Here is a 22262-nt window from a genome sequence, read left to right on the forward strand (position 1 = left end):
TGATTATGGCTGAAATTATTTTAAAAAGTGCATCATTCGATTTCAAAGTAAAACAATACTGGATGGTTACTGCATCACTCATTAGTTTTTTAGCATTGGTTACTATTCCACTCATCCCTTTGATTTTATTTATAGTGTGGTTGGCGGCTGGGCGAATATTAGCTGCGATGTCTGCTGAACTATTACCACAAAAGCTAGTAGTTAAACGTGGGGTATTATTTAAAGAGGAAAAGTCGATACCGCTTGAAAAAATAACTGATGTTGGGTTGAGCCAAGGCCCGTTAATGCGGCTCTTTGGGTTATATCGCTTAAGTTTTGAAACGGCAGGGCAATCAGGACACGGCGCTTTAGTATCTTTGCTCGGTGTAGTTAATGCGAGTGAGTTTAGAGAGGCGATACTTGAACAAAAAGATGTATTGGCTAATCAAGGTAAAACGTCGCAGCAGTCGACAGAGCAAAGTGAGAAAGAGCTACTAAGAGCGCTGACTTATAGTGTAAAAAATATAGAACAAATGCTACTTGTTTTACTGGATGAAAAACAACAAAAGTAATTTATCTTTAAGTATAGGTAGAGCGCTTACAAGGATATTTTTATGAATACGGATATAAAAAATATATTTAATAATTATCCTGAGATAGCAAAAAGTAAGCTTATAAAATTACGAGAGTTAATTTATACCGTAGCACAAGAGCAAAACTTAGGAGCTGTTGAAGAGTCTTTAAAGTGGGGAGAGCCAAGTTATAACGTAATAAATGGCAGCCCCATTCGCATAGGCTTTAAGGGCTCATCGTGTTATTTGTTTTTTCATTGCCAATCAAAGCTAGTCAGCACATTTAGAGAGTTGTATTCCCACAGTCTCACTTTTGAAGGTAACCGGGCAATTGTATTAAATAGTGAAAAGCCATTACCAGAACACCCAGTTAAAGAGTGTATTAAATTAGCACTGACTTATCACAAAGTTAAACGCCTACCTTTGTTAGGCGCATAATTATAAGTACTTAGTTGATGCTTAAAATACGCTACAAATTTGATTTGCATCACAGGTAATAACGCTAACGTTTTCATAACCAACACGCGTTAACGCTTCTGCTCCCAATGTTGCGCGAGCACCACTTGCACAGTGTAAGTATATTGGCCGTGCAGCATCTTTTTCTATTTCCATTAATTTCATTTCGAGTAACCCACGCGGAATGTTTATTGCTCCTATCGCGGCTTTTGTAGCGTGCTCTGCGGGTTCTCGCACATCAATAAGTAGGCCTTTATTTTGTTCGAGCTCTATTTTTGCTTGCGCTGCGTCAATACGCCGCTGGTTAGGTGTGATAACTTTTAGTAAGTCAGGAATTGAAGTAAGCATTAGTCTGTGAATCCTCTTTTGCGTAAAAAAGACATTAATGGGCACCACTTTGTGAAAGCTGACTGCACTAAGTTAATACCTATGAATAATGTTAGAAACTGGAAATTACTATGTACAAAATAGCTTAAAAGTACTGATATTGTTACTGCACTACCGCCGATTAAAAGTATCGCATCGCTTATTTTCATTATAATCTCAATTTTATATTAGTAATACCTAATGTTAATTTATATTAGAGTTATCTAATGTAAAAGTCTATACTTAAAAGCATATTTATAAATGATGTGATTAAATGAATATTGAACAACTCACTGTGAATGCAGAACAAGCCGAACAGTTTTTAAAATTAATGGCTAATAGAAATCGTTTAATGATTTTATGCAGTTTGCTACAAGGTGAGCAAAGTGTTGGTGAATTAAATAAAAATGTGCCCTTGGCTCAATCTGCACTATCTCAACATTTAGCCAGTTTACGCAAGGCGGATATGGTTATGACCCGCCGACATGGACACACTATTTATTACTCATTGACCGACCCAAAAGTTGAGTCGATCATTGCTTTGCTATATGAGTGGTTTTGCCGAGCAGAAAACACTAAATAAAAGTAGCTATTTCATCAATAGATTTTTTATCCAGTGCATGAGCAGGTATTGTTGCATCATCACTTGGGTAACCTGCAATAAGTAGCATGTATGGGCGTTCGTTATCCCTATCGCGGCCACATATGTCGGTTAAAAAACTCATTGGCTTTGGAGTATGAGTAAGGGTTGCCAAACCACTGCGATGCAAAGCCTGAATTAAAAAGCCGGTAGCTAGACCAACCGATTCGTGTACGTAGTAATTAGTATTTTTATCATCGGTGCTTACGCCCCCCTTTTTTTGACTAAATACAGCTATAAGCCAAGGTGCATGCTCTAAATAAGGCTTATTGGCGTCGGTGCCTAACGGTTTTAGCGCATCTAACCACTCTTCACCTGCTCTGCCTTCGTAAAAAGATCGCTCTAGTTTTTCGGCGGCTTCTCTTATTTGTTTTTTTACATCACTGCTGTTTATAGCCACAAAATGCCAAGGCTGATGATTCGCTCCACTTGGTGCTGTGCCCGCTGCTTTTATACATGTCTCAATAATATTTTTTGATACTGGGCGATCGCTAAAGCTGCGAATGCTATGGCGGCGTTGGCTAGTGGTTAAAAACTCGTTAGCGCGATTTAGCATTTCGTCGTGTGGGTATTCTATAAAGTCGTTTAATGGCTGGCTTTGGTGATCTTGCATGGCTTTTCGCTTCTTATAAAAAGTATATGTGGTTTTTATACCGAGTGAATACAGTGCAAGCAAGTATTATGAGTTTAAACTATGTTTATTTGTTGTTACAAATTTAACCAGCAAGTAACTTATGTTCCTATTTTTCTTGTGGTATAAAACATTATAAAAATAATTACTTATATTCAAGGAAGTAAAAATGCTATCAATAACAGGGTTATCAAAAACCTACGATAACGGCGTACATGCACTACAAGGTGTTGATTTAAATATCCCTAAAGGGATGTTTGGTTTACTGGGTCCTAATGGTGCGGGTAAATCTTCATTAATGCGAACGATCGCTACACTGCAATCAGCCGATAGTGGCAGCGTTGTATTTGATGGTATTGATGTGTTAACACACCCTAAAAGCTTGCGTGAGCGTTTAGGTTATTTACCGCAAGATTTTGGTGTTTATCAGCGTGTTAGTGCTTATGATTTACTTGATCATATGGCGATTTTAAAAGGTTTAAGTAATAAGGCTGAACGTAAAGAGGCCGTTGAAGGGTTGTTAGCGCAAACCAATTTATATGATCATCGAAAAAATGCGGTAAGTGGTTTCTCGGGCGGTATGCGCCAACGTTTTGGTATTGCACAAGCTTTATTAGGCGACCCTGATTTACTCATTGTAGATGAGCCAACAGCAGGTCTAGATCCTGAAGAGCGAAATCGTTTTCATAATTTGTTAGTGGGTTTAGGTGAAAGTAAAGTGGTGATTTTATCAACGCATATAGTTGAAGATGTGTCTGAGCTTTGCCCAAATATGGCCGTATTAGCTAATGGTCAAATTTTACTTGAAGGTAACCCAATTGAGCTTACGAATACGTTACAGGGAAAAATTTGGCACAAAGCGATGAGCCAAGCCGAGGCTTTGGAACTCGAACAATCATTACCGGTAATAGCGAAGCGTTTGTTTGCAGGACAAACATTACTCAGTGTGTTTGCTGACGATGCGCCAGAAGGGTTTGAGTCTAAGCCTGCTGATTTAGAAGATGTCTATTTTTCAACATTGCACCAACACCGCAATAAAGCAGCATAAGGATACTGATTATGTTGTTTAAAATGATGCAATTTGAGCTGCGCTATTTTATGCGTCAGCCCTCTTTCTATATCACGTCACTTATCTTGTTTTTTCTTACTTTTATGGCATCGGTTTCTGACTCGGTGCAAATAGGGGGAAGCAGCAATGTAAATATAAATTCTCCTTACGCAATTTTGCAAGTTATTGCGATTATGTCGGTGTTTGCTATTTTTTTAGTGGTCAACTTTGTTGGAAGCTCAGCCATTCGTGATGACGTGAGTAAACTCAACGAATTAGTTTTGAGCAAGCCACTGAACATAGTTCAGTATAAAGCTGGGAGATTCATCGGGGCTTATTTAGTCACGCTATTAGTGTTTTCAAGCACTATGTTGGGTGTGTGGGTTGGCAGTGGTTTTGGTAGCTTAATGGGTTGGTTAGACAGTGAAATGATAGGTGAAAACCAACTAAGTTATTATTTAGTGCCTTTCTTTTATATTGCAGCTCCTTCTTTGTTTGTTGTCTCATCGCTCATTAATGCTGTGGCAATGCGCTTTCGTAGCATGGTAACGCTCTATCTAGTTGCTGTTGCCCTACTTATTAGCTATTTGGTTGGATCTAATATTTTCTCTGATATCCAATATCGTGAAATCTCAGCTTACCTAGATATGTTTGGTATGTCGGCAATGAGAATGCAGATGGAATACTGGACAATAGCAGAGCGTAATGTAATGGAAATTACGTTAACTGATCAGTTATTACATAATAGGTTAATTTGGGTCGGTGTTGCCTTACTAGCATTGGCAATTGCAGCACTCAATACATCTCATCATTTGGCTCAAAAGCAAAAAGTGAAAGGCAAGGCGAGTAAAAATAATAATACTAATTTTGCAGCTGCACTTAAGTTTAATATAACGGCAAAAGCGACGGGAAATAATGCGTGGTCGCAATTTTTAACGCGTACTGTTTTTGAAGTCAAACAAGTTATAAAAAGCTATTCGTTTGGTATTTTACTTATTTTATCTTTAGCGACATTAATTCCAGCGTTGGTAGGCTCAATGGGTCCATACGGAACTGATGTTTGGCCAGTCACATTTAGAATGGTTGAGCTTATTCAAGGTAGCTTTGGCATATTGATGATGATAGTACTTGTTTACTATTGTGGTGAACTTGTATGGCATGATCGTGAATCCAGAATGGCCGACATTATCGATGCGTACCCTGTTGCGAATTGGGTGTTCTGGGGCTCTAAATATGTAGCGCTGAGTGCTGTTTTATTATTGTTATGCGCATTTGGCTCCGTGGTGACATTGTTTTATCAAATGATGATGGGCATGGCGAACTTTGATATTGCACAATATGTAATTAGACTCGGTTATTTATTTGTACTCGGGCTTATCTTTCAAGGTGGTTTTGCCTTTTTACTACAAGTAATTAGCCCAAATAAATACGTAGGTATGGGATTATATGTGCTGTATTTTATCGCTACTTTGGTGATGAGTAACTATGGTTTTGAGCATAATATGTTTGTAATAGGTCGGACACCAGAGGCGCCTTATTCAGATATTAATGGTTATGGCCACTTTTTAACTGCAGTGCATTGGTATAATTTATACTGGCTAGGTTTTAGTATGATCATTGCTGCACTTAGTTATGCGCTTTGGCCTCGTGGAGCTGGGCAAAATTTAAAAGCACGCGTTCAGTTGTTAGGCTATCAGCTAGGCAATTCAGGTAAAGCGGTTATTGTATGTGGTGCCCTTATTTTTGGTGGTGTAGGAAGTTTTATTTACTACAACACAACGGTTCTCAATCAATTTATAACCAGTGAACAGTATGAAGACTTACAAGAGCAGTATGAGCGTGAGTTCGGTCAGTTTGTAGATGCGGCTTTACCTATTCCAACGGATGTTGTTGTTACTGCTGATATCTACCCTCAAGGACGTCGTATTACAGCTACCGTGATAATGCAGATAGAGAATAAATCGCAACAACCGATTACGCGAATATTAGTAAATAAGCCTGATAATACTCATAAATGGAGTGTTGAGGTGGATGGCGCGCAACTTGGGGAGTTAAACGAGCAGTATCGTCATGCTTGGTTAGATTTTACTAAACCCATGCAACCAAACGAAAGCCGCGAAATTACAATGAGTGTAGAGCGTTATACCGAAGGGTTTGAAGATAGAGGAAGCGATGAGCGACTTGTGTATAACGGTACTTTTATTGACAACACGGCACTGTTCCCGAGTTTTGGTTATTCCTTTGGTAAGCAAATACAAGATAAAAGTGAGCGTCGTCAAAGGGGTTTGCCAGAGTTAAAACGCGGCAATAAAATTGAAGAAACGCAGTATCATAATCAACCTTTGTTTGCAGATAACTATGTAAGTTTTGCTGCCACAATTTCCACTGATGAGTCGCAAATTGCGATGGTTCCAGGTTACTTGCAATCACAAAGTACTAAAAATGGCCGAACCACGTTTGTATACGAAATGGATGCACCTATGTTGCACTTTTACACTTTACTCTCAATGGAACTTGAGGTGAAAAAAGAGCAGCATCATGGCGTAAACATTGAAGTGTACCATCATAAAGATCATGCTTGGAATGTAGATGCAATGATTCAGTCGACTAAAGATTCTTTAGATTACTTCTCTAAAGAGTTTGGTCCTTATCAGCATAAGCAAATGCGTATTATTGAGTTTCCTCGCTATCGTAGTTTTGCGCAAAGTTTTGCTAATACAGTACCGTATTCTGAAAATATGGGGTTTATTACAGATACACGTGACCCAGATAATATTAATTTTCCTTACTATGTAACATCGCATGAATTGGCGCACCAGTGGTGGGCGCACCAAGTGATTGGCGCGAATGTCGAAGGCTCTAATATTTTATCTGAAATGCTATCGCAATATGCAGCTATCATGGTGATGAAAGAAAAGTATGGTGAAAACAACCTTCGTAAATTCTTAAAGTATGAACTTGATCGTTACTTATTAGGACGCACGACAGAGCTTTATGAGGAACGTACACTTGCACGCGCCGCAGGGCAGCAGTATATCCACTATAACAAAGGTGCCGTGGTAATGATGGCCATACATGATTTGTTAGGTGAGCAGCGCGTAAATGCCGCTTTGCGAGCGTTTTTGCGAGATTACCAATATGCGCAAGAGTTTTACCCAACCACGTTAGACTTTATTGCCTATCTAAAGCGAGGAGCGAGTGAGCAAGAACAAGCATTCATTGAAGATCAATTTAATGCCATTACGTTATATGATTTAAAAATCAGTGATGTTGATGTGCAAGAGGCTGAATCTGCTGATGGGGAACATATCATTACATTGACTATTGCTGCAGCGAAAAAACATGCCGATGGCGAAGGTAGTGAAGAAGATGTACCGCTAGCGCAAATGATAGATGTTGCTTTATTCAGCGCAGATCCGAATGAGATACATAGTGAAAGTGCTGTGATCTATATGCAAAAGCACGAGATAAAAACGGGTGTAAATACCATTATACTAAAGGTAACTGAATTACCTAAATTTGCAGGTGTGGATCCTTTTATTAAGTTAATTGACAAGAAAAGTGGCGATAATATTAAAGCACTGTAGCTTTTAAGTGCAGTATAAAAATGCCAGTTGTTTTACTGACTGGCATTTTTATAGCTATTGAAAGAGGTTATTGATAGCTAACAGTAAAGTTATTTTTACTATATCTAAACTCATTTAGTAAGTAGCCCTCATCCTAAACTTTGTAGAAAATTGTATAAATTTTTGTATAAACCGCTACATTTTCCCCACACCTTCTTACTAACTTAACTTTAGTTTTTTTGTACACTGCTGTCATTAAGAGTAAACAACAAGGGATAAGAATGAAGCAGCTAATGATAAGCGTTTTAATACTAAGTTTAACCGCTTGCTCTGCGGTGACAATTCAGCCACAGCAAGCAGCCAAAATAACAAGCAAAGCGAGTTATGAAGATAGTCGACCGTTCTTTTTATGGGGATTAGTTGGAGAAGAGCGCGTTGATGTGAAAAAAGTATGTGTAGATAAATCAGTAACTCAAATGCAGTCACAACAAACGTTTAGTGATGGAGCACTTAGTTTAATTACACTTGGTATATATGCACCTCACACTATTAAAGTATGGTGCGAAGATGAAATAGTAGGAGAGGCATTATGAGTATTAAGTTACTTATAACAAGTTGTATGCTGATTATATTAACGGGATGTACGAACATTTACTTTGATAATGGTGTACAAGACAACGTGAGCAATAAAACTCAAGAGAGTTCACAATGGCATCATAATTTTGCTCTTGCATTATATGAAGGATCTAAGCCGTTAGATTTAAGTACTCATTGCCCACAAGGTGAATGGCAAAGTGTCCATACGTATAAATCGTTTACTAATGGTTTGGCAGAGGTGGCTGTTAATCAAATTGCTCCGGCTTGGTACCCTAAAACAGTTGAAGTGAGTTGTACTAAGGTGCCATTCAAGTAATATTATAAACGAGAAAAGGGCCAAAAGGCCCTTCGTGTTGCAGCAAGTAACACATTCTTTTTTATAAGTTAAAGTCTACAGAGTAAGCTACGTAGGCTTTAATATCTGAATCATCTATATCTGTATCAGACAAACCAAAAGTAAAACCGTCTTTTGAAATAGATATACCGTAATCTAAGATATTGTCGTCACCAATAAAATCACCAGAGTAATGACCTAAATGTAGTGCCATTTCAGTACCGTTACTACCGACAGCAAAGCCATAATCAGCAGTTAGGTAAAGTGAGTCGCCAAAGTCTGTACCGTCACCACTTGCAGCTGATGTTGCAAGTACAGAAGCGCCAAACGTGAAGCCTTCAACACTAATACTACCGTAAATTTCAGAGAAATCTGCGTCAGCTCCAGAAGCTGCGTCTGGGTAAGCGTAATAAATATAACCAACATCGTAACTAACAATTTCGTTAATGTCGCCACCAAAACCTGCGTATAAGTCAAGCTCGTAGGTCATTTCGTCAGCCCAAGATGCATTTGAAGCCCAAGTGCCGGCATAAAAACCAGACTCATTAGCGTAGTCAATACCACCGGATATTGCCGCATCACCCCCCGTTTGCTCTTGGCCGCGCCATAAGTAATTTGATGTTGCTGCCGCATTTGCTGTTACTTCAGCTTGAACCGATGTTGAGACTACCGATGTTGCAGCCATTAATGCGATGGTGCTAATCGCAATTGTTTTTTTTAGTTTGAGCATGTCCATTTCCCGTTATATGATTTTTGCATGCCAAGGTTTTATTATGTATTGCTTTAACCTTTTAACTGGATGCATTTTTATTGTTTAACTGGGGAGATAGTGCACTGTGTGTGCCAGCTTGGTTTTATTTATTTTAAAATGTATTTTTATATTTTAAAAATAATGACTTACAAAGGAGTAGTGTTTTTTATTGAGGTGATTTTAATAAGTGTTCGCACGCTGCTGGTGCATAAATTAACCTAGCCGCACCATTAAAGTACAGCTAGGTTAGATTTATTTAGCCGAAAATAGTACGCATTAGACTAATTGTTTCGTTAACGCCTCGACCTTTTTGTACTTCATTAATGATCGAGTCTCGTTTGCTGCGAATATGCTCAGGAATATCGTCAGCAGCAAGAGCACGGTCTACTAAAATTTCTGCAGACTCTTTGCCTCTACGTTGAGTTTTACCTGTCGTTGTTGTACTACGCTTAGGCTTGCTAAGTAACTTGATGTAGTTTGAACTGTCAGGTGTTTTAGTGTCTGCATAATAAAAGAAACATGGGATCAGTGCTTTAATAGAAACTAACTGTTCCTCTAGTTCGTTACTTGCATTAGCCATTTTATACCACGACATAGCTTGAATACCTTTAACGATATCTTGCCAGTAACGCTCAAAATCACTATTTTTAAGTTTTGGAACTCCAAGAGCGCCACATAATGCATCTAATCGATTATTTGTAATCGGAGTAAATAAATCAGGGCGGCGCATTGCTAGCAAGCGAGTTGCAGGGGCTAGCGTTGGTTTTTCATTGTTGTCGGTAAACACTTTTGAGTAAGCAGCAACAAATTGCTGGTATTCGTATTGAGTTATATCACCTTCAAGTGGGATGTTTGCTAGAGCTGCATCAAAATCACCTGGTAAATCGCTAAGCATTTGATGAAAGCTTTTTGCACTCTTAGTTGAGGCAAACCATTCAACATCAAAGTTGTATGTGCTTGGATCAAGTGACGCCATATGCTTACCGCTAAACGCAAGTAAATCTTCAGGAATCATATCTTTAAGAGATTGTTCACGAATGCTTTTAATGTAGTCTACTAAGCGAAGCTGTTCATCAAGAGCAATAACGTCTTTGTGTTGTTCTACAAATACACTTACAACAGGCCACGGAGCAATACGTAAAGTTTTAACCTGTAAAAAGCTGATAGCTGAAATAAGCTGATCGTGTAGCTTCTTAAGTATAGGTAATTGTTGCGGCTCTAGTAAATCGTAGTTCATACGATCTCTACTTGCATTTAATAGTTCGTAACACCAAGGTAAAAAATCATCAGGGTGGTTTTCTACTTTCACGGCCATAAGGTTAAGGCTTAACTCTGAAGATTGCTTCAGAATGTTCTGATAGATTTGATTTTCTTGTTCGCCTAGCGTCATTTTTGACGGTGAAATTAGCAGTTTTTTCATGCCTTGTAGAATCTCCGGATTAGATATATATTTTTTTGCTGGTCTATTTTAGCGCAATTACATCAATAACAACAGCGCTGTCCTCAATGCTTAATAGTGACAGGGGATAAATATCTATACTTTTCAATGTATCAAGATTAAATTATAGGTAAATATTAGTTATTTTGATTTGAGGTTTTTGTGAGATATTGTCATTAAATTTACAATGTTTAATTTCAAGAGCATTAAATTGAATTATTTAGTTAATGCTTTTTTATAGCATTAACCATTTCATTAGTACTCTACTATATGTTTTTTATGCTGAAATTTTCAGCACGGATTCATATCATGCCAAATAAGTTAAACTAAATAGCATTTTTACAACTTCAGCAATGATTTTAAAGCTAACACTCGCTATGATAAGAACATTATTTGCACGTTTGAAAGGACGATCATGAAAACCTTACTTAAAATTGTAGGTGTAATACTTTTATTATGTATAGCACTAATTGTTGCCGCACCGTTTTTAATTCCTACTGATACTATTTTTAATAAAGTGTCGCAGCAGGTAGAACAAACAACTGGGCGCACTCTTACTATTAAAGGTGATAAAACACTTAGCGTATTCCCTGCATTAAAGTTAGAACTTAACGACGTGCATTTTGCAAATATGGGATCAGGTTCGCGCGCCAACATGGCGAGTATGAAACAGCTTGCTGTACATATACCTTGGTTTTCATTATTTGGTGGTGAGTTTAAATTAGATAAGTTTGTTATAAACGAACCAAATATCCTATTGGAAACCGACAAAAATGGTAAAGCTAATTGGCAGTTGTTTGATGCAGTTGCAGAGCAACCTAAAGAGCAAAGCCAATCAAGTGAAGCAATAAAGCTTCCAGATAACTTTGATATTGAGTTAGGTGAGGTTGCTATTTATGGCGGCACATTTACCTATCTAGATGGGCAAACAGGTGCCAAACAACAGATTAGTGATTTAGAACTCGCTATTTTACTTCCATCACTTCGTAAAACATTAGAAGTAAAAGGGGGTATTACTTATATGCAGGAGCGTTTTGAGCTTGATATAAAATTAGATACTCCAGCTAAAGCAATTGAAGGTGCTACTTTTAATGTTAAACAAACCTTAGATTCTCGTTTAGTTGATTTAACGTTCGAAGGGAGCATCGCTAAGCAAGGCCAAGATATTAAAGGTCAGTTAGCACTAAGCGGTGAGTCTGTTAAAAGTATTGCGAAATGGCAAGGTGTAGAGTTAGACGCTAAAGACAATGCTTTTAATGCATTTAGTGTAAACGGTAAAATGCACCTAGCAGGTGAGAAATTTAATTTAGAAGATTTAGCTGCGACGTTAGACGCATTGGAAATAAAAGGTAAGAGCGAGCTTAACCTAGGTAAGCGTTTAGCTGTAAATGCTGATATTGATTTAGGTATGATTGATTTAAACCCGTACCTACCTGAAGCAGTAGTAAAACAGGAAGAGCCAGTAGAGCAAGAAGATAAGCCTGCAGAGCCAATAGTATGGGATGACACTAAAATTGATTTAAGTGCGTTAAATTCACTAGATGCGAATGTAGTAATTCGTTCAAGTGGATTAAAAGCTAATGATATTAAGTTGGGCGCAAATCAATTTACTGTTGCTTTAAAAAATAGCGTTGCAAAACTAAGCCTAGATAGCTTTTCTGCTTATGAAGGGTCAGGTAAAGGCGTTATCAATGTAAACGCACAACAAGTGCCTTATAAAATATCAACTAACTTTGACTTAGCTGGTATAGATGCACAGCCTTTATTAGCGGATGCGGCAGGTTTTGACAAGCTAATGGGTAAGGGTTCTTTAAATTGGAACCTAAGCACAACTGGCCAAAGTCAAAAGTCGTTTATTGGTGCGCTTAACGGAAAACTTGGGTTTGAGTTTGCTGATGGCGCTGTAAAAGGCGCGAATATAGCTGAAATGGTACGTAAAGGTAAGGAGCTTATTTCAGGAAACTTTGGTGCAGCATCTGAAGGGTTAGATACCGGGTTTGAAGAATCAGAGCAAACAGATTTCTCTGCACTAACGGGAAGCTTCAACTTTACTAATGGTGTTGGCAAAAATACCGACCTATCACTTATCAGCCCACTTATTAGAATATCAGGTGAAGGCGATGTTGATTTACCCCAAACAACGGTTAACTACCGTTTGGTTACAGGCATAGTTGGATCGATTGAAGGACAGGGAACGACTGATGACAGTACAGGCTTTAAAATACCACTGCGCATAAAAGGCCCTTTCCACGATGTAGGTATAAAGCTTGACGTTGGCAGTGCGCTCAAAGATGAAGCTAAGCAAAAGGTCGATGAGGTAAAAGAAAAGGCAAAAGAAAAGCAAAAGATAAGATTAAAGATAAATTAAAAGGTTTATTTGGTTAATTTACTGCGCTCTAAACAAACAAGGCACATTACAGGTGCCTTGTTTGTTTTGTAACCACCTGTAAAATAGCTACATAGCCGGAATTGCTCAGCTTTAATTTCCCATCACTCCAAATTAATTAAAAAATAACCTATCGCTACCCACTCAATGCTGGTACAATTGCCCGCCCTTAAGAGACAACTCGTTTGTTTTTGAGTGGGATTTAATCGAAATGTCTTGATTTTAAAGAAATTTAAGACACGTTGTAATTACTACACCGGAGGTCATTAACATGATCCAAATGCAAACTCAGCTGGAAGTTGCTGATAACAGCGGCGCTCGCAAAGTGCAGTGTATAAAAGTCCTTGGTGGTTCACACCGTCGCTACGCAGCGATTGGCGACATCATTAAAGTTTCTGTTAAAGAAGCTATTCCTCGCGGTAAAGTGAAGAAAGGTGATGTTAAAAACGCGGTAGTTGTGCGTACCAGAAAAGGTGTTCGCCGTCCAGATGGTTCTCTGATCCGTTTTGACAGCAACGCTGCTGTTATCTTAAATGATAACTTACAGCCAATTGGTACACGTATTTTCGGCCCTGTGACTCGCGAACTTCGTAATGATAAGTTCATGAAAATCGTTTCACTAGCCCCAGAAGTACTGTAAGGAGCCAATCATGGCAGCAAAAATACGTCGTGATGACGAAGTAATCGTACTAGCAGGTAAAGACAAAGGTAAGCGCGGAAAAGTGCTTTCAGTTGTTACTGAATCTGGTCGAATCTTTGTCGAAGGCATAAACTTGATCAAGAAACACCAAAAGCCGGTTCCACAATTGAACCAAGCTGGCGGTATTGTTGAGAAAGAAGCATCTATGGATGCATCAAACGTTGCGATCTTCAACTCGGAAACGAGTAAAGCTGATCGTGTAGGTTTCAAGATTGAAGATGGTAAGAAATTACGTATCTTTAAATCTACTGGTAAAACTATCTAATAGTTGGAGTAGAATGATGGCGAAACTGCATGAAGTATATAAAGACAAAGTAGTAGCTGAACTTCAAGAGAAGTTTGGTTTCAGCTCTGTCATGCAAGTCCCTCAGATCGAAAAGATCACATTGAATATGGGCGTGGGCGAAGCCCTAGCTGACAAGAAGATTTTAGATCACGCAGTAGCTGATCTTGCAGCAATCTCTGGTCAGAAACCTCTAATCACTAAAGCACGCAAATCTGTTGCTGGCTTCAAAGTGCGTGAAGGTTACCCAATTGGTTGTAAAGTAACCCTACGCGGCGAGCGTATGTGGGACTTTTTTGAGCGTTTGGTATCAATCGCTATCCCACGTATTCGTGACTTCCGTGGCGTAAGTGCTAAGTCTTTTGATGGACGTGGTAACTACAGCATGGGCGTACGTGAACAAATCATCTTCCCAGAAATCGATTACGATAAAGTAGACCGTGTACGCGGTATGGATATTACTATCACTACTTCTGCGAAATCTGATGAGGAAGGCCGTGCGTTGTTAGAAGCGTTTAACTTCCCATTTAAGAAATAAGGGTAGGGTTATGGCAAAGAATTCTATGAAAGCGCGCGAAGCTAAGCGCACAAAACTAGTTGCTCAATTCGCTGAAAAGCGTACAGCACTAAAAGCTATCATCACAGATGTTAACACGTCTGAAGATGATCGTTGGGACGCGGTTCTTAAGCTACAAGCTTTACCTCGTGATTCTAGCCCTGTACGTCAACGTAATCGTTGTAACATTACGGGCCGCCCACATGGTTACCTTCGCAAATTCGGCATGAGCCGTATTAAAGTTCGCGAAGCAGCTATGCGCGGTGAAATTCCTGGCCTTAAAAAGGCTAGCTGGTAATAGAATCATGGGAGTAAGACTATGAGCTTGCAAGATCCTATCGCGGATTTGTTTACACGTATCCGTAATGGTCAATCAGCGAAGAAAGTATCTGTAACGATGCCAACTTCAAAGCTGAAAGTAGCATTAGCTAAAGTACTAAAAGACGAAGGTTATATCGTAGATTTCGCTGTTAACAGTGAAGCGAAACCTGAGCTTTCTATCGAGTTAAAGTACTTCGAAGGCAAAGCTGTAATTGAAAATATCCAGCGTGTAAGTCGCCCTGGTTTACGTATCTATAAGAAACGTGACCAATTACCTAAGGTAATGGGTGGTCTTGGTATCGCTATCGTATCAACTTCTAAAGGCCTAATGACAGACCGCACAGCACGTAGTGCTGGTGTTGGTGGTGAAATCATTGGTTTTGTAGCTTAATCGGAGGGGAACTATGTCTCGCATAGCAAAGGCACCAATTACTGTTCCTGCCGGTGTAGAAGTTACATTAAAAGGCCAGGAAATCACAGTTAAAGGCAAAAACGGTGAACTAACTCGTACTATCAACAACGCTGTTGAAGTACAAGTTAATGACAACGTTATTACAACTTTACCTCGTGATGGCGTAGCTAATGCATGGGCTCAAGCAGGTACTGCTCGTGCTCTAATCAACAACATGGTTGTTGGTACGCATGAAGGTTACGAGAAGAAACTTCAGTTAGTAGGCGTTGGTTACCGTGCAGCAGCTAAGGGTAAAGTTTTAGACTTAACACTTGGTTTCTCACACCCAGTTAATTTCGCAGTTCCTGAAGGAATTACGATTGAAACTCCAAGCCAAACAGAAGTTCTAGTTAAGGGCGTAGATAAGCAGTTAGTTGGTCAAACAGCTGCTAACATTCGTGCATACCGTAAACCTGAGCCTTATAAAGGTAAGGGTGTTCGTTATTCAGATGAGAATGTACGCCGTAAAGAGGCTAAGAAGAAGTAAGGTAAGACGATGGATAAAAAAACAGCTCGTCTACGTCGTGCTAAACGCACTCGTAGAAATTATATTGAACAAGGCACAACGCGTCTTGTTATCCACCGCACGCCACGTCACATATATGCTCAAGTAGTAAATGCTGAGGGTAATGTACTGGCTGCTGCTTCTACTGTTGAAAAGGCTATTAGCGAAACAGTTAAAGGCACCGGTAACGTTGAAGCTGCGCAAGCAGTTGGCAAAGCGGTTGCTGAACGTGCGGCTGACAAAGGCATCGAAAAGATTGCTTTTGATCGCAGTGGCTTTAAATATCACGGCCGTGTGAAGGCGCTAGCTGATGCTGCGCGTGAAGCCGGTTTGCAATTCTAGGAGTAGACAATGGCTAACGTAGAAGCAAAGCAACAACAGCCTGATCTAGCTGAAAAGCTAATCGCGGTAAACCGTGTGTCTAAAGTAGTTAAAGGTGGTCGTATCTTTAGCTTTACTGCACTAACTGTAGTTGGTGACGGCGCAGGTAAAGTAGGTTTTGGTTATGGTAAAGCACGTGAAGTTCCAGCTGCTATTCAAAAAGCAATGGAAAAGGCACGTCGCAACATGATTAACGTAGACCTAAATGGCAATACATTACAGCATCCTGTTAAGGGACGTCATGCTGGCTCACTAGTGTTCATGAAACCAGCATCTGAAGGTACTGGTATCATCGCAGGTGGTGCTATGCGTGCAGTACTAGAAGTTACTGGTGTGCAGAACGTACTTTCTAAATGTTACGGTTCTACTAACCCGATCAACGTGGTACGTGCAACGATTTCGGCTCTTGAGAATATGAATTCTCCACAGTCTATCGCTGCAAAACGTGGCCTTCGCGTAGACGAAATTCTGGGGTAACCATGGCAAATCAAACTGTAAAAGTAACACAAGTAAAAAGCTCTATCGGTCGTTTACCGAAACATAAAGCTACATTACGCGGTCTTGGTTTACGTCGTATCAACCACACTGTTGAGTTAGAAGACACAGCATGTGTACGTGGTATGATAAACAAGGTTTCTTACATGGTTAAGGTAGAGGGTTAATTCGATGCATTTGAATACACTTTCACCTGCTGCAGGTTCAAAAACTGCTCCAAAACGTGTTGGTCGTGGTATCGGTTCTGGTCTAGGTAAGACTGGTGGTCGTGGTCACAAAGGTCAAAAGTCACGTTCTGGCGGTAAAGTACGCGTTGGTTTTGAAGGCGGTCAAATGCCTATGCAACGTCGTCTACCAAAATTTGGTTTCACTTCTCGCAAATCTTTAGTATCTGCAGAAATAAACCTTTTTGAAATCGCTAAAGTAGAAGGCGATGTGGTAGACCTAAGCGCGTTACAAGCAGCTGGTCTAGTTAAAAAGAACGTTCTTTTCGTTAAAGTTGTTAAATCTGGCGAAGTTTCACGCGCTGTTACCGTTAAAGGCCTTAAAGCCTCTAAAGGTGCTCGCGAAGCAATTGAAGCTGCCGGAGGCAAGGTAGAAGACTAAGGAAGTACTAATGGCTAAACCAGGTCAAGATACACAAAGTGCACAAAGTGGACTTTCGGAATTGAAGCGCCGATTACTCTTCGTATTGGGTGCTATCATAATTTACCGTCTAGGTTCATTTGTGCCGATCCCTGGGATTGACGCCGCTGTACTTGCCGATTTCTTCGAGCAACAAAAGGGCACCATTGTTGAAATGTTCAACATGTTCAGTGGTGGTGCACTTGAGCGAGCTTCAGTGTTAGCACTGGGTATTATGCCGTATATTTCGGCTTCGATTATTACGCAACTATTAACGCATATGTATCCTCCGTTTATAGAGCTTAAGAAAGAAGGTGAACAAGGGCGTAAAAAAATTAGCCAGTACACACGCTATGGCACGCTTGTGCTAGCTACTATTCAATCAATCGGTATTGCTACTAGCTTACCGGGCATGATGGAGGGGTTAGTAGTTAACCCTGGTATGGGTTTCTATTTCACCGCAGTGGTGAGTTTAGTAACTGGTACTATGTTCCTTATGTGGTTGGGTGAGCAGATAACAGAACGTGGTATCGGCAACGGTATTTCTGTTCTAATATTTGTTGGTATTGTAGCTAACTTGCCGTCTGCTATTGGTTCGACAGTCGAAATGGCGCGCCAAGGTGATTTGAATGTTTTTGTACTGTTGATGGTTGCGGTAATCGTATTCGCTGTTACTTATCTTGTAGTGTTTTTTGAACGTGGACAACGTCGTATTGTTGTTAACTACGCAAAGCGCCAACAAGGTCGTCAAGTATTTGCTGCTCAAAGCACGCATTTACCACTAAAAGTAAATATGGCGGGTGTTATTCCACCAATCTTCGCTAGCAGTATAATTCTGTTCCCTGGTACAATTGCAAGCTGGTTCGGCCAAGGTGAAGGTCCGGTCGCTGATGTATTACAAGCTGTTGCTACTACGCTGACTCCAGGTCAACCGTTGTACTCACTTGTTTTAGCTGCGGCTATTATCTTCTTCTGCTTTTTCTATACAGCGTTGGTGTTTAACCCGCGTGAAACTGCAGACAACCTTAAGAAATCTGGCGCATTTATCCCAGGTATTCGACCAGGTGAGCAGACATCTAAATACATTGATAAAGTGATGACACGCCTGACATTGGCAGGTGCTTTGTATATAACCTTTATCTGTCTGGTGCCTGAATTCATGACTATGGCATGGCAAACGCCATTCTATTTCGGCGGTACATCAATTTTGATTATCGTTGTTGTAATCATGGACTTTATGGCACAAGTACAGACTCACCTGATGTCTCATCAGTATGATTCTGTGCTGAAAAAAGCGAACCTTAAAGGCTACGGTCGATAAGGTCAGTTTACGGAGTTGAGCAATGAAAGTACGTGCTTCCGTTAAGAAAATATGCCGTAACTGTAAAGTTATTAAACGTGCTGGTGTAGTACGCGTAATTTGCAGTGAGCCTAAGCATAAGCAAAGGCAAGGCTAAGTAAACAGTCGTGCAGGCTGAGTTTTCTCGGCCTGTGTTTTTAGTAGTAATTTGGTCTTCGTTTGAGTATCCTTACGGGCTTTTCAAACTTATGATTACCAAATTCGAATATAGGAGATGTGTTAGTGGCCCGTATTGCTGGCATTAACGTCCCTGATCATAAACATGCAGTTATTGGTTTAACAGCTATTTATGGCATAGGTAAGACTCGCTCTAAGGCTATCTTAGAAGCGACTGGTATCGCCGAAACCACAAAAATCGGTGAACTTTCAGACGAAATTCTTGACGTACTGCGTGATGCAGTTGGCAAGTACACTGTTGAAGGTGATCTTCGTCGTGAAGTTACTTTAAATATCAAGCGCCTAATGGACCTTGGTTGTTATCGTGGCCTACGTCACCGTCGCTCTTTACCACTACGTGGTCAAAGAACTAAGACTAACGCGCGCACCCGTAAGGGTCCTCGTAAGCCTATTAAGCGATAAGGGGATAGTATTATGGCTAAGACACCAATTCGTCGTAAAAAGGTTAAAAACAAGTTGCTGATGGTATGGCTCATGTTCATGCGTCTTTCAACAACACTATTGTAACGATTACCGACCGTCAAGGTAATGCATTATCATGGGCTACTGCCGGTGGTTCAGGTTTCCGTGGTTCACGTAAATCTACACCATTTGCTGCTCAGGTTGCTGCAGAGCGTGCAGGTACTGCTGCTCAAGAATACGGTTTAAAGAATCTAGAAGTTTTCATCAAAGGTCCAGGTCCAGGTCGTGAATCTGCTGTACGTGCTTTGAATGCTGCTGGTTACCGTATTACCAACATTACTGACGTGACGCCAATACCACATAATGGTTGTCGTCCACCGAAGAAACGTCGCGTTTAACAATAGGTTAGGAGAAATAACATGGCAAGATATTTGGGCCCTAAGCTCAAGCTGAGTCGTCGTGAAGGTACTGACCTGTTCCTTAAGAGCGGCGTAAGAGCTATCGACTCTAAGTGTAAACTTGAGACTGCACCTGGTCAGCACGGCGCTCGTAAAGGTCGCTTATCTGATTACGGTTTACAATTACGTGAAAAGCAAAAAGTACGTCGTATCTACGGTGTATTAGAAAAGCAATTCCGTAACTACTACAAAGAAGCTGCTCGCCTTAAAGGCAACACAGGTGAAAACTTGTTACAGCTTTTAGAGCAACGTTTAGACAATGTTGTATATCGCATGGGTTTTGCTAGCACACGTGCAGAAGCACGTCAGTTAGTAAGCCATAAAGCGATTTTAGTTAATGGTCGTGTTGTGAACATTCCTTCATACGTAATTACACCAGAAGATACTGTTGTAATCCGTGAGAAGTCTAAGACACAAGCACGTATCATCGCTGCTCTAGAGTTGGCTGAGCAACGTGAAAAGCCGACTTGGGTTGAAGTTGACGGTAAGAAATTGGAAGGCAGCTTTAAGCGTCTACCTGAGCGTTCAGACCTGTCTGCGGACATTAATGAACAACTAATCGTCGAACTTTACTCTAAGTAAAGTTAAGAGTTAAGAGAGGATAAAATGCAGGGTTCTGTTACAGAATTTCTAAAACCAAGGTTAGTCGACATCGACGCTATCAACCCAACGCGTTCTAAAATAGTTTTAGAACCATTAGAGCGAGGCTTTGGCCATACTCTGGGTAATGCTTTACGCCGTATATTACTTTCATCTATGCCTGGATGTGCAGTAACTGAAGTTGAAATCGACGGTGTATTACATGAGTACAGCGCGAAAGAAGGCGTTCAAGAAGACATCATTGAAATACTATTAAACCTTAAAGGTTTAGCAGTAACGTTAGAAGGCAAAGATGAAGTTTTTCTGACCCTGACTAAATCTGGTGTAGGCCCTGTTACTGCGGCTGATATTCAGCACGATGGCGATGTAACAATTGCTAATCCAGATCACGTTATTTGTAATTTAACTACAAATAACAGCGAGATCAGCATGCGTATTCGTGTTGAACGTGGTCGTGGTTATGTGCCGGCATCTAGTCGTTTATCCTCTGATGACGATGAGCGTCCAATTGGTAGATTGTTGCTTGATGCATCATTTAGCCCAGTTGAACGTATTGCGTACTCGGTTGAATCAGCTCGAGTTGAGCAACGTACAGATTTAGACAAATTAATCATTGATATGGAAACAAACGGCACTTTAGATCCAGAAGAAGCGATCCGCCGTGCGTCTACTATCTTAGCTGAGCAATTAGATGCATTCGTAGATTTACGCGATGTAACTGAGCCAGAAGAGAAAGAAGAGAAGCCAGAATTCGATCCTATTCTACTTCGTCCAGTTGATGATCTTGAACTAACAGTACGCTCAGCAAATTGTTTGAAAGCCGAGCAAATTCAATATATTGGTGATTTAGTTCAGCGCACTGAAGTTGAGCTTCTTAAAACGCCTAATCTAGGTAAGAAGTCTCTAACTGAAATTAAAGACGTGCTAGCTTCACGTGGTCTTTCTCTGGGCATGCGCCTAGAAAATTGGCCGCCTGCAAGTTTAGCTGAATAATCTAAATCACTATATTAGTTTAGTTAGAAGGATAGGGTCATGCGCCATCGTAAGAGTGGTCGTCAATTAAACCGTAACAGTAGCCATCGTAAAGCGATGTTTAGCAATATGGCAGGTTCTTTGGTGAAACATGAAATCATCAAAACTACTTTGCCTAAAGCGAAAGAGTTACGTCGTGTAATTGAACCTTTAATCACACTGGCTAAGACTGACAGTGTAGCAAATCGCCGTTTAGCGTTTGCTCGCACGCGTGATAATGAAGTTGTTGGTAAATTATTCAGTGAAATCGGTCCGCGTAATGCAGATCGTCCAGGTGGTTACACTCGTATTCTTAAGTGTGGCTTCCGTACTGGTGATAATGCACCAATGGCTTATATTGAACTAGTTGGTCGCCCAGCGACTAGCGAAGCAGTTCAAGAAGACGCACAGTCTGCAGAGTAAGTCTTAAAGAAACCTAAAAGCCGAGCAATGCTCGGCTTTTTCTTGCCTAAAATTTATTAAGTCCCCTCCAACAGAATATTTCTTCCTAAAGTTCCTATTTTATAAGCTTATATGGATTCATTTAAAACTTTTATCAGCGATATCTTTTCATCAAGAGTGGTTTATTAACTATCCTAATGACTTTTTTAAACTCAAGACGGCTAATTGAATTGGCTTCATAATAAATAAATGAGCAAACACTAAATTTAGCTGATATTTAACATCTTACACTTTCTATTGAGCCTCAACGGCCACAGACTTAAATAGTTCCATTTTTTAAACCGAACTAAATTCACGTAGAGCATAGCAAGTCAATTCAAGAATGCTCTTTGTATTTGCCTTATCTAATTGTTACTCCTTATAAAGAAGCAATTTGAACTTTGTGTAGCGGTATAGATCATTTATTAATGAATAGGATTCGAATGGATCCCATTTCGAAAGGGTGATTATGGCTTTTAATACTCGTTTTTACATTAACTAGCTATATAAACTAGTAAAGACACACTGTTTAGTGTTGTTTTTGACCGTTTAGCTCAAATAGTCAGCGAACAGCACATTATTTCAAGTTTTCTTCAAAAAAGGGTTGATCTGTTTTCGGATCTCCCTATAATGCGACCCCACTGAGATGGGATATGGCGACGCGCAGCGGACAACGCGTAGCGAGGCACGAACTACTCAGAGAGTTAAATAAAACTTCGGTTTTTAATCTTCT

The 22262-nt window shown here is 40.0% G+C and carries 28 protein-coding genes and 2 pseudogenes; 25 read left to right on the forward strand and 5 right to left on the reverse strand.

What is annotated here, in order from left to right; translation table 11 throughout:
- Positions 1 to 5: 5 nt before the first annotated feature.
- The gene (locus tag P20495_RS02610; protein WP_033016345.1) at positions 6 to 551 is read left to right on the forward strand and encodes a PH domain-containing protein; all 546 of its coding nucleotides are present in this window, start codon (positions 6 to 8) and stop codon (positions 549 to 551) included.
- Positions 552 to 593: 42 nt separating this feature from the next.
- Positions 594 to 989: a DUF1801 domain-containing protein gene (locus tag P20495_RS02605; RefSeq protein ID WP_008138776.1), complete on the forward strand. Its 396-nt coding sequence runs from the start codon at positions 594 to 596 to the stop codon at positions 987 to 989.
- Between the two features lie 21 nt (positions 990 to 1010).
- Here the strand turns inward: P20495_RS02605 and P20495_RS02600 are convergent, their stop codons facing one another.
- Both P20495_RS02600 and P20495_RS21745 read right to left on the reverse strand, forming a co-directional pair.
- Positions 1011 to 1355 carry a rhodanese-like domain-containing protein gene (locus P20495_RS02600; protein ID WP_007376450.1) on the reverse strand — a complete coding sequence of 115 codons (345 nt, stop codon included), beginning with the start codon at positions 1353 to 1355 and terminating at the stop codon, positions 1011 to 1013.
- Positions 1355 to 1543, reverse strand: a complete 189-nt coding sequence (locus P20495_RS21745; protein ID WP_033023357.1) for a DUF2892 domain-containing protein — start codon at positions 1541 to 1543, stop codon at positions 1355 to 1357. The genes P20495_RS02600 and P20495_RS21745 overlap by 1 nt, the downstream gene beginning before the upstream one ends.
- Before the next feature lie 104 nt (positions 1544 to 1647).
- Between P20495_RS21745 and P20495_RS02595 the strand changes: the two genes are divergently transcribed.
- Positions 1648 to 1956: a helix-turn-helix transcriptional regulator gene (locus tag P20495_RS02595; RefSeq protein ID WP_008138778.1), complete on the forward strand. Its 309-nt coding sequence runs from the start codon at positions 1648 to 1650 to the stop codon at positions 1954 to 1956.
- Here P20495_RS02595 and P20495_RS02590 read toward each other — a convergent pair.
- The gene (locus P20495_RS02590; protein ID WP_008138779.1) at positions 1949 to 2626 is read right to left on the reverse strand and encodes a nitroreductase family protein; all 678 of its coding nucleotides are present in this window, start codon (positions 2624 to 2626) and stop codon (positions 1949 to 1951) included. The two genes, P20495_RS02595 and P20495_RS02590, sit on opposite strands and share 8 nt — an antisense overlap.
- Positions 2627 to 2813: 187 nt before the next feature.
- On the opposite strand from P20495_RS02590, the gene P20495_RS02585 reads away from it, so the two are divergent.
- From P20495_RS02585 to P20495_RS02570, 4 genes are all read left to right on the forward strand, one after another.
- Complete coding sequence (locus P20495_RS02585) at positions 2814 to 3692, forward strand: ABC transporter ATP-binding protein (protein WP_007376453.1); 879 nt, start codon at positions 2814 to 2816, stop codon at positions 3690 to 3692.
- An 11-nt stretch (positions 3693 to 3703) separates the two neighbouring features.
- Positions 3704 to 7279, forward strand: a complete 3576-nt coding sequence (locus tag P20495_RS02580) for a M1 family aminopeptidase (RefSeq protein WP_008138784.1) — start codon at positions 3704 to 3706, stop codon at positions 7277 to 7279.
- 260 nt (positions 7280 to 7539) lie between these two features.
- Complete coding sequence (locus tag P20495_RS02575; protein WP_008138786.1) at positions 7540 to 7851, forward strand: Bor family protein; 312 nt, start codon at positions 7540 to 7542, stop codon at positions 7849 to 7851.
- Positions 7848 to 8171: a Bor/Iss family lipoprotein gene (locus tag P20495_RS02570; protein WP_008138787.1), complete on the forward strand. Its 324-nt coding sequence runs from the start codon at positions 7848 to 7850 to the stop codon at positions 8169 to 8171. Before P20495_RS02575 ends, P20495_RS02570 begins: the two co-directional genes overlap by 4 nt.
- 61 nt (positions 8172 to 8232) lie before the next feature.
- Here the strand turns inward: P20495_RS02570 and P20495_RS02565 are convergent, their stop codons facing one another.
- Together P20495_RS02565 and P20495_RS02560 are read right to left on the reverse strand one after the other, a co-directional pair.
- Positions 8233 to 8919, reverse strand: coding sequence for a TorF family putative porin (locus P20495_RS02565; protein ID WP_033016347.1), 687 nt, complete (start codon positions 8917 to 8919; stop codon positions 8233 to 8235).
- Positions 8920 to 9196: 277 nt separating this feature from the next.
- Positions 9197 to 10360 (reverse strand): hypothetical protein, encoded by a 1164-nt coding sequence (locus P20495_RS02560; RefSeq protein WP_033016331.1) that lies wholly within the window; start codon positions 10358 to 10360, stop codon positions 9197 to 9199.
- A 433-nt stretch (positions 10361 to 10793) separates the two neighbouring features.
- Between P20495_RS02560 and P20495_RS02555 the strand changes: the two are divergent.
- The 18 genes and pseudogenes from P20495_RS02555 (at position 10794) to rplQ (ending at position 21511) form a co-directional block, all read left to right on the forward strand.
- Positions 10794 to 12763 (forward strand): annotated as a pseudogene (locus P20495_RS02555) (AsmA family protein).
- Between the two features lie 272 nt (positions 12764 to 13035).
- Positions 13036 to 13404 carry a 50S ribosomal protein L14 gene (rplN, locus tag P20495_RS02550; protein ID WP_002959498.1) on the forward strand — a complete coding sequence of 123 codons (369 nt, stop codon included), beginning with the start codon at positions 13036 to 13038 and terminating at the stop codon, positions 13402 to 13404.
- Between the two features lie 10 nt (positions 13405 to 13414).
- The gene (gene rplX, locus P20495_RS02545) at positions 13415 to 13729 is read left to right on the forward strand and encodes a 50S ribosomal protein L24 (RefSeq protein ID WP_002959496.1); all 315 of its coding nucleotides are present in this window, start codon (positions 13415 to 13417) and stop codon (positions 13727 to 13729) included.
- Positions 13730 to 13745: 16 nt separating this feature from the next.
- On the forward strand, positions 13746 to 14285 hold the full coding sequence (gene rplE, locus P20495_RS02540; protein WP_024610257.1) for a 50S ribosomal protein L5: 540 nt from the start codon (positions 13746 to 13748) through the stop codon (positions 14283 to 14285).
- Between the two features lie 10 nt (positions 14286 to 14295).
- Positions 14296 to 14601 (forward strand): 30S ribosomal protein S14, encoded by a 306-nt coding sequence (rpsN, locus tag P20495_RS02535; protein WP_033016334.1) that lies wholly within the window; start codon positions 14296 to 14298, stop codon positions 14599 to 14601.
- 21 nt (positions 14602 to 14622) lie between these two features.
- A complete protein-coding gene (gene rpsH, locus P20495_RS02530; protein WP_007376462.1) occupies positions 14623 to 15015 on the forward strand; it encodes a 30S ribosomal protein S8 in 393 nt (130 codons plus the stop codon).
- Between the two features lie 13 nt (positions 15016 to 15028).
- Positions 15029 to 15562 (forward strand): 50S ribosomal protein L6, encoded by a 534-nt coding sequence (rplF, locus tag P20495_RS02525; RefSeq protein ID WP_007376463.1) that lies wholly within the window; start codon positions 15029 to 15031, stop codon positions 15560 to 15562.
- Between the two features lie 9 nt (positions 15563 to 15571).
- Complete coding sequence (rplR, locus tag P20495_RS02520) at positions 15572 to 15922, forward strand: 50S ribosomal protein L18 (protein ID WP_002959486.1); 351 nt, start codon at positions 15572 to 15574, stop codon at positions 15920 to 15922.
- A gap of 9 nt (positions 15923 to 15931) precedes the next feature.
- Entirely contained in the window at positions 15932 to 16438 is a 507-nt protein-coding gene (gene rpsE, locus P20495_RS02515) for a 30S ribosomal protein S5 (RefSeq protein WP_002959485.1), read from the forward strand.
- 2 nt (positions 16439 to 16440) lie between these two features.
- Complete coding sequence (gene rpmD, locus P20495_RS02510; protein WP_002959482.1) at positions 16441 to 16623, forward strand: 50S ribosomal protein L30; 183 nt, start codon at positions 16441 to 16443, stop codon at positions 16621 to 16623.
- A gap of 4 nt (positions 16624 to 16627) precedes the next feature.
- On the forward strand, positions 16628 to 17062 hold the full coding sequence (rplO, locus tag P20495_RS02505; protein ID WP_002959480.1) for a 50S ribosomal protein L15: 435 nt from the start codon (positions 16628 to 16630) through the stop codon (positions 17060 to 17062).
- Between the two features lie 10 nt (positions 17063 to 17072).
- The gene (secY, locus tag P20495_RS02500; protein ID WP_007376464.1) at positions 17073 to 18401 is read left to right on the forward strand and encodes a preprotein translocase subunit SecY; all 1329 of its coding nucleotides are present in this window, start codon (positions 17073 to 17075) and stop codon (positions 18399 to 18401) included.
- Between the two features lie 22 nt (positions 18402 to 18423).
- Entirely contained in the window at positions 18424 to 18537 is a 114-nt protein-coding gene (gene rpmJ, locus P20495_RS02495) for a 50S ribosomal protein L36 (RefSeq protein ID WP_002959476.1), read from the forward strand.
- Positions 18538 to 18662: 125 nt separating this feature from the next.
- Positions 18663 to 19019, forward strand: a complete 357-nt coding sequence (gene rpsM / locus P20495_RS02490; protein WP_002959473.1) for a 30S ribosomal protein S13 — start codon at positions 18663 to 18665, stop codon at positions 19017 to 19019.
- Positions 19020 to 19031: 12 nt separating this feature from the next.
- A pseudogene (rpsK, locus tag P20495_RS02485) lies at positions 19032 to 19417 on the forward strand (30S ribosomal protein S11).
- Between the two features lie 21 nt (positions 19418 to 19438).
- Positions 19439 to 20059: a 30S ribosomal protein S4 gene (gene rpsD, locus P20495_RS02480; RefSeq protein ID WP_002959461.1), complete on the forward strand. Its 621-nt coding sequence runs from the start codon at positions 19439 to 19441 to the stop codon at positions 20057 to 20059.
- A gap of 24 nt (positions 20060 to 20083) precedes the next feature.
- Positions 20084 to 21070 (forward strand): DNA-directed RNA polymerase subunit alpha, encoded by a 987-nt coding sequence (locus P20495_RS02475; protein ID WP_002959452.1) that lies wholly within the window; start codon positions 20084 to 20086, stop codon positions 21068 to 21070.
- Positions 21071 to 21109: 39 nt separating this feature from the next.
- Entirely contained in the window at positions 21110 to 21511 is a 402-nt protein-coding gene (rplQ, locus tag P20495_RS02470) for a 50S ribosomal protein L17 (RefSeq protein WP_002959450.1), read from the forward strand.
- Positions 21512 to 22262: the final 751 nt, after the last annotated feature.

The organism is Pseudoalteromonas sp. BSi20495 (assembly GCF_000241185.1).
Taxonomy (GTDB): Bacteria; Pseudomonadota; Gammaproteobacteria; order Enterobacterales; family Alteromonadaceae; genus Pseudoalteromonas; species Pseudoalteromonas fuliginea.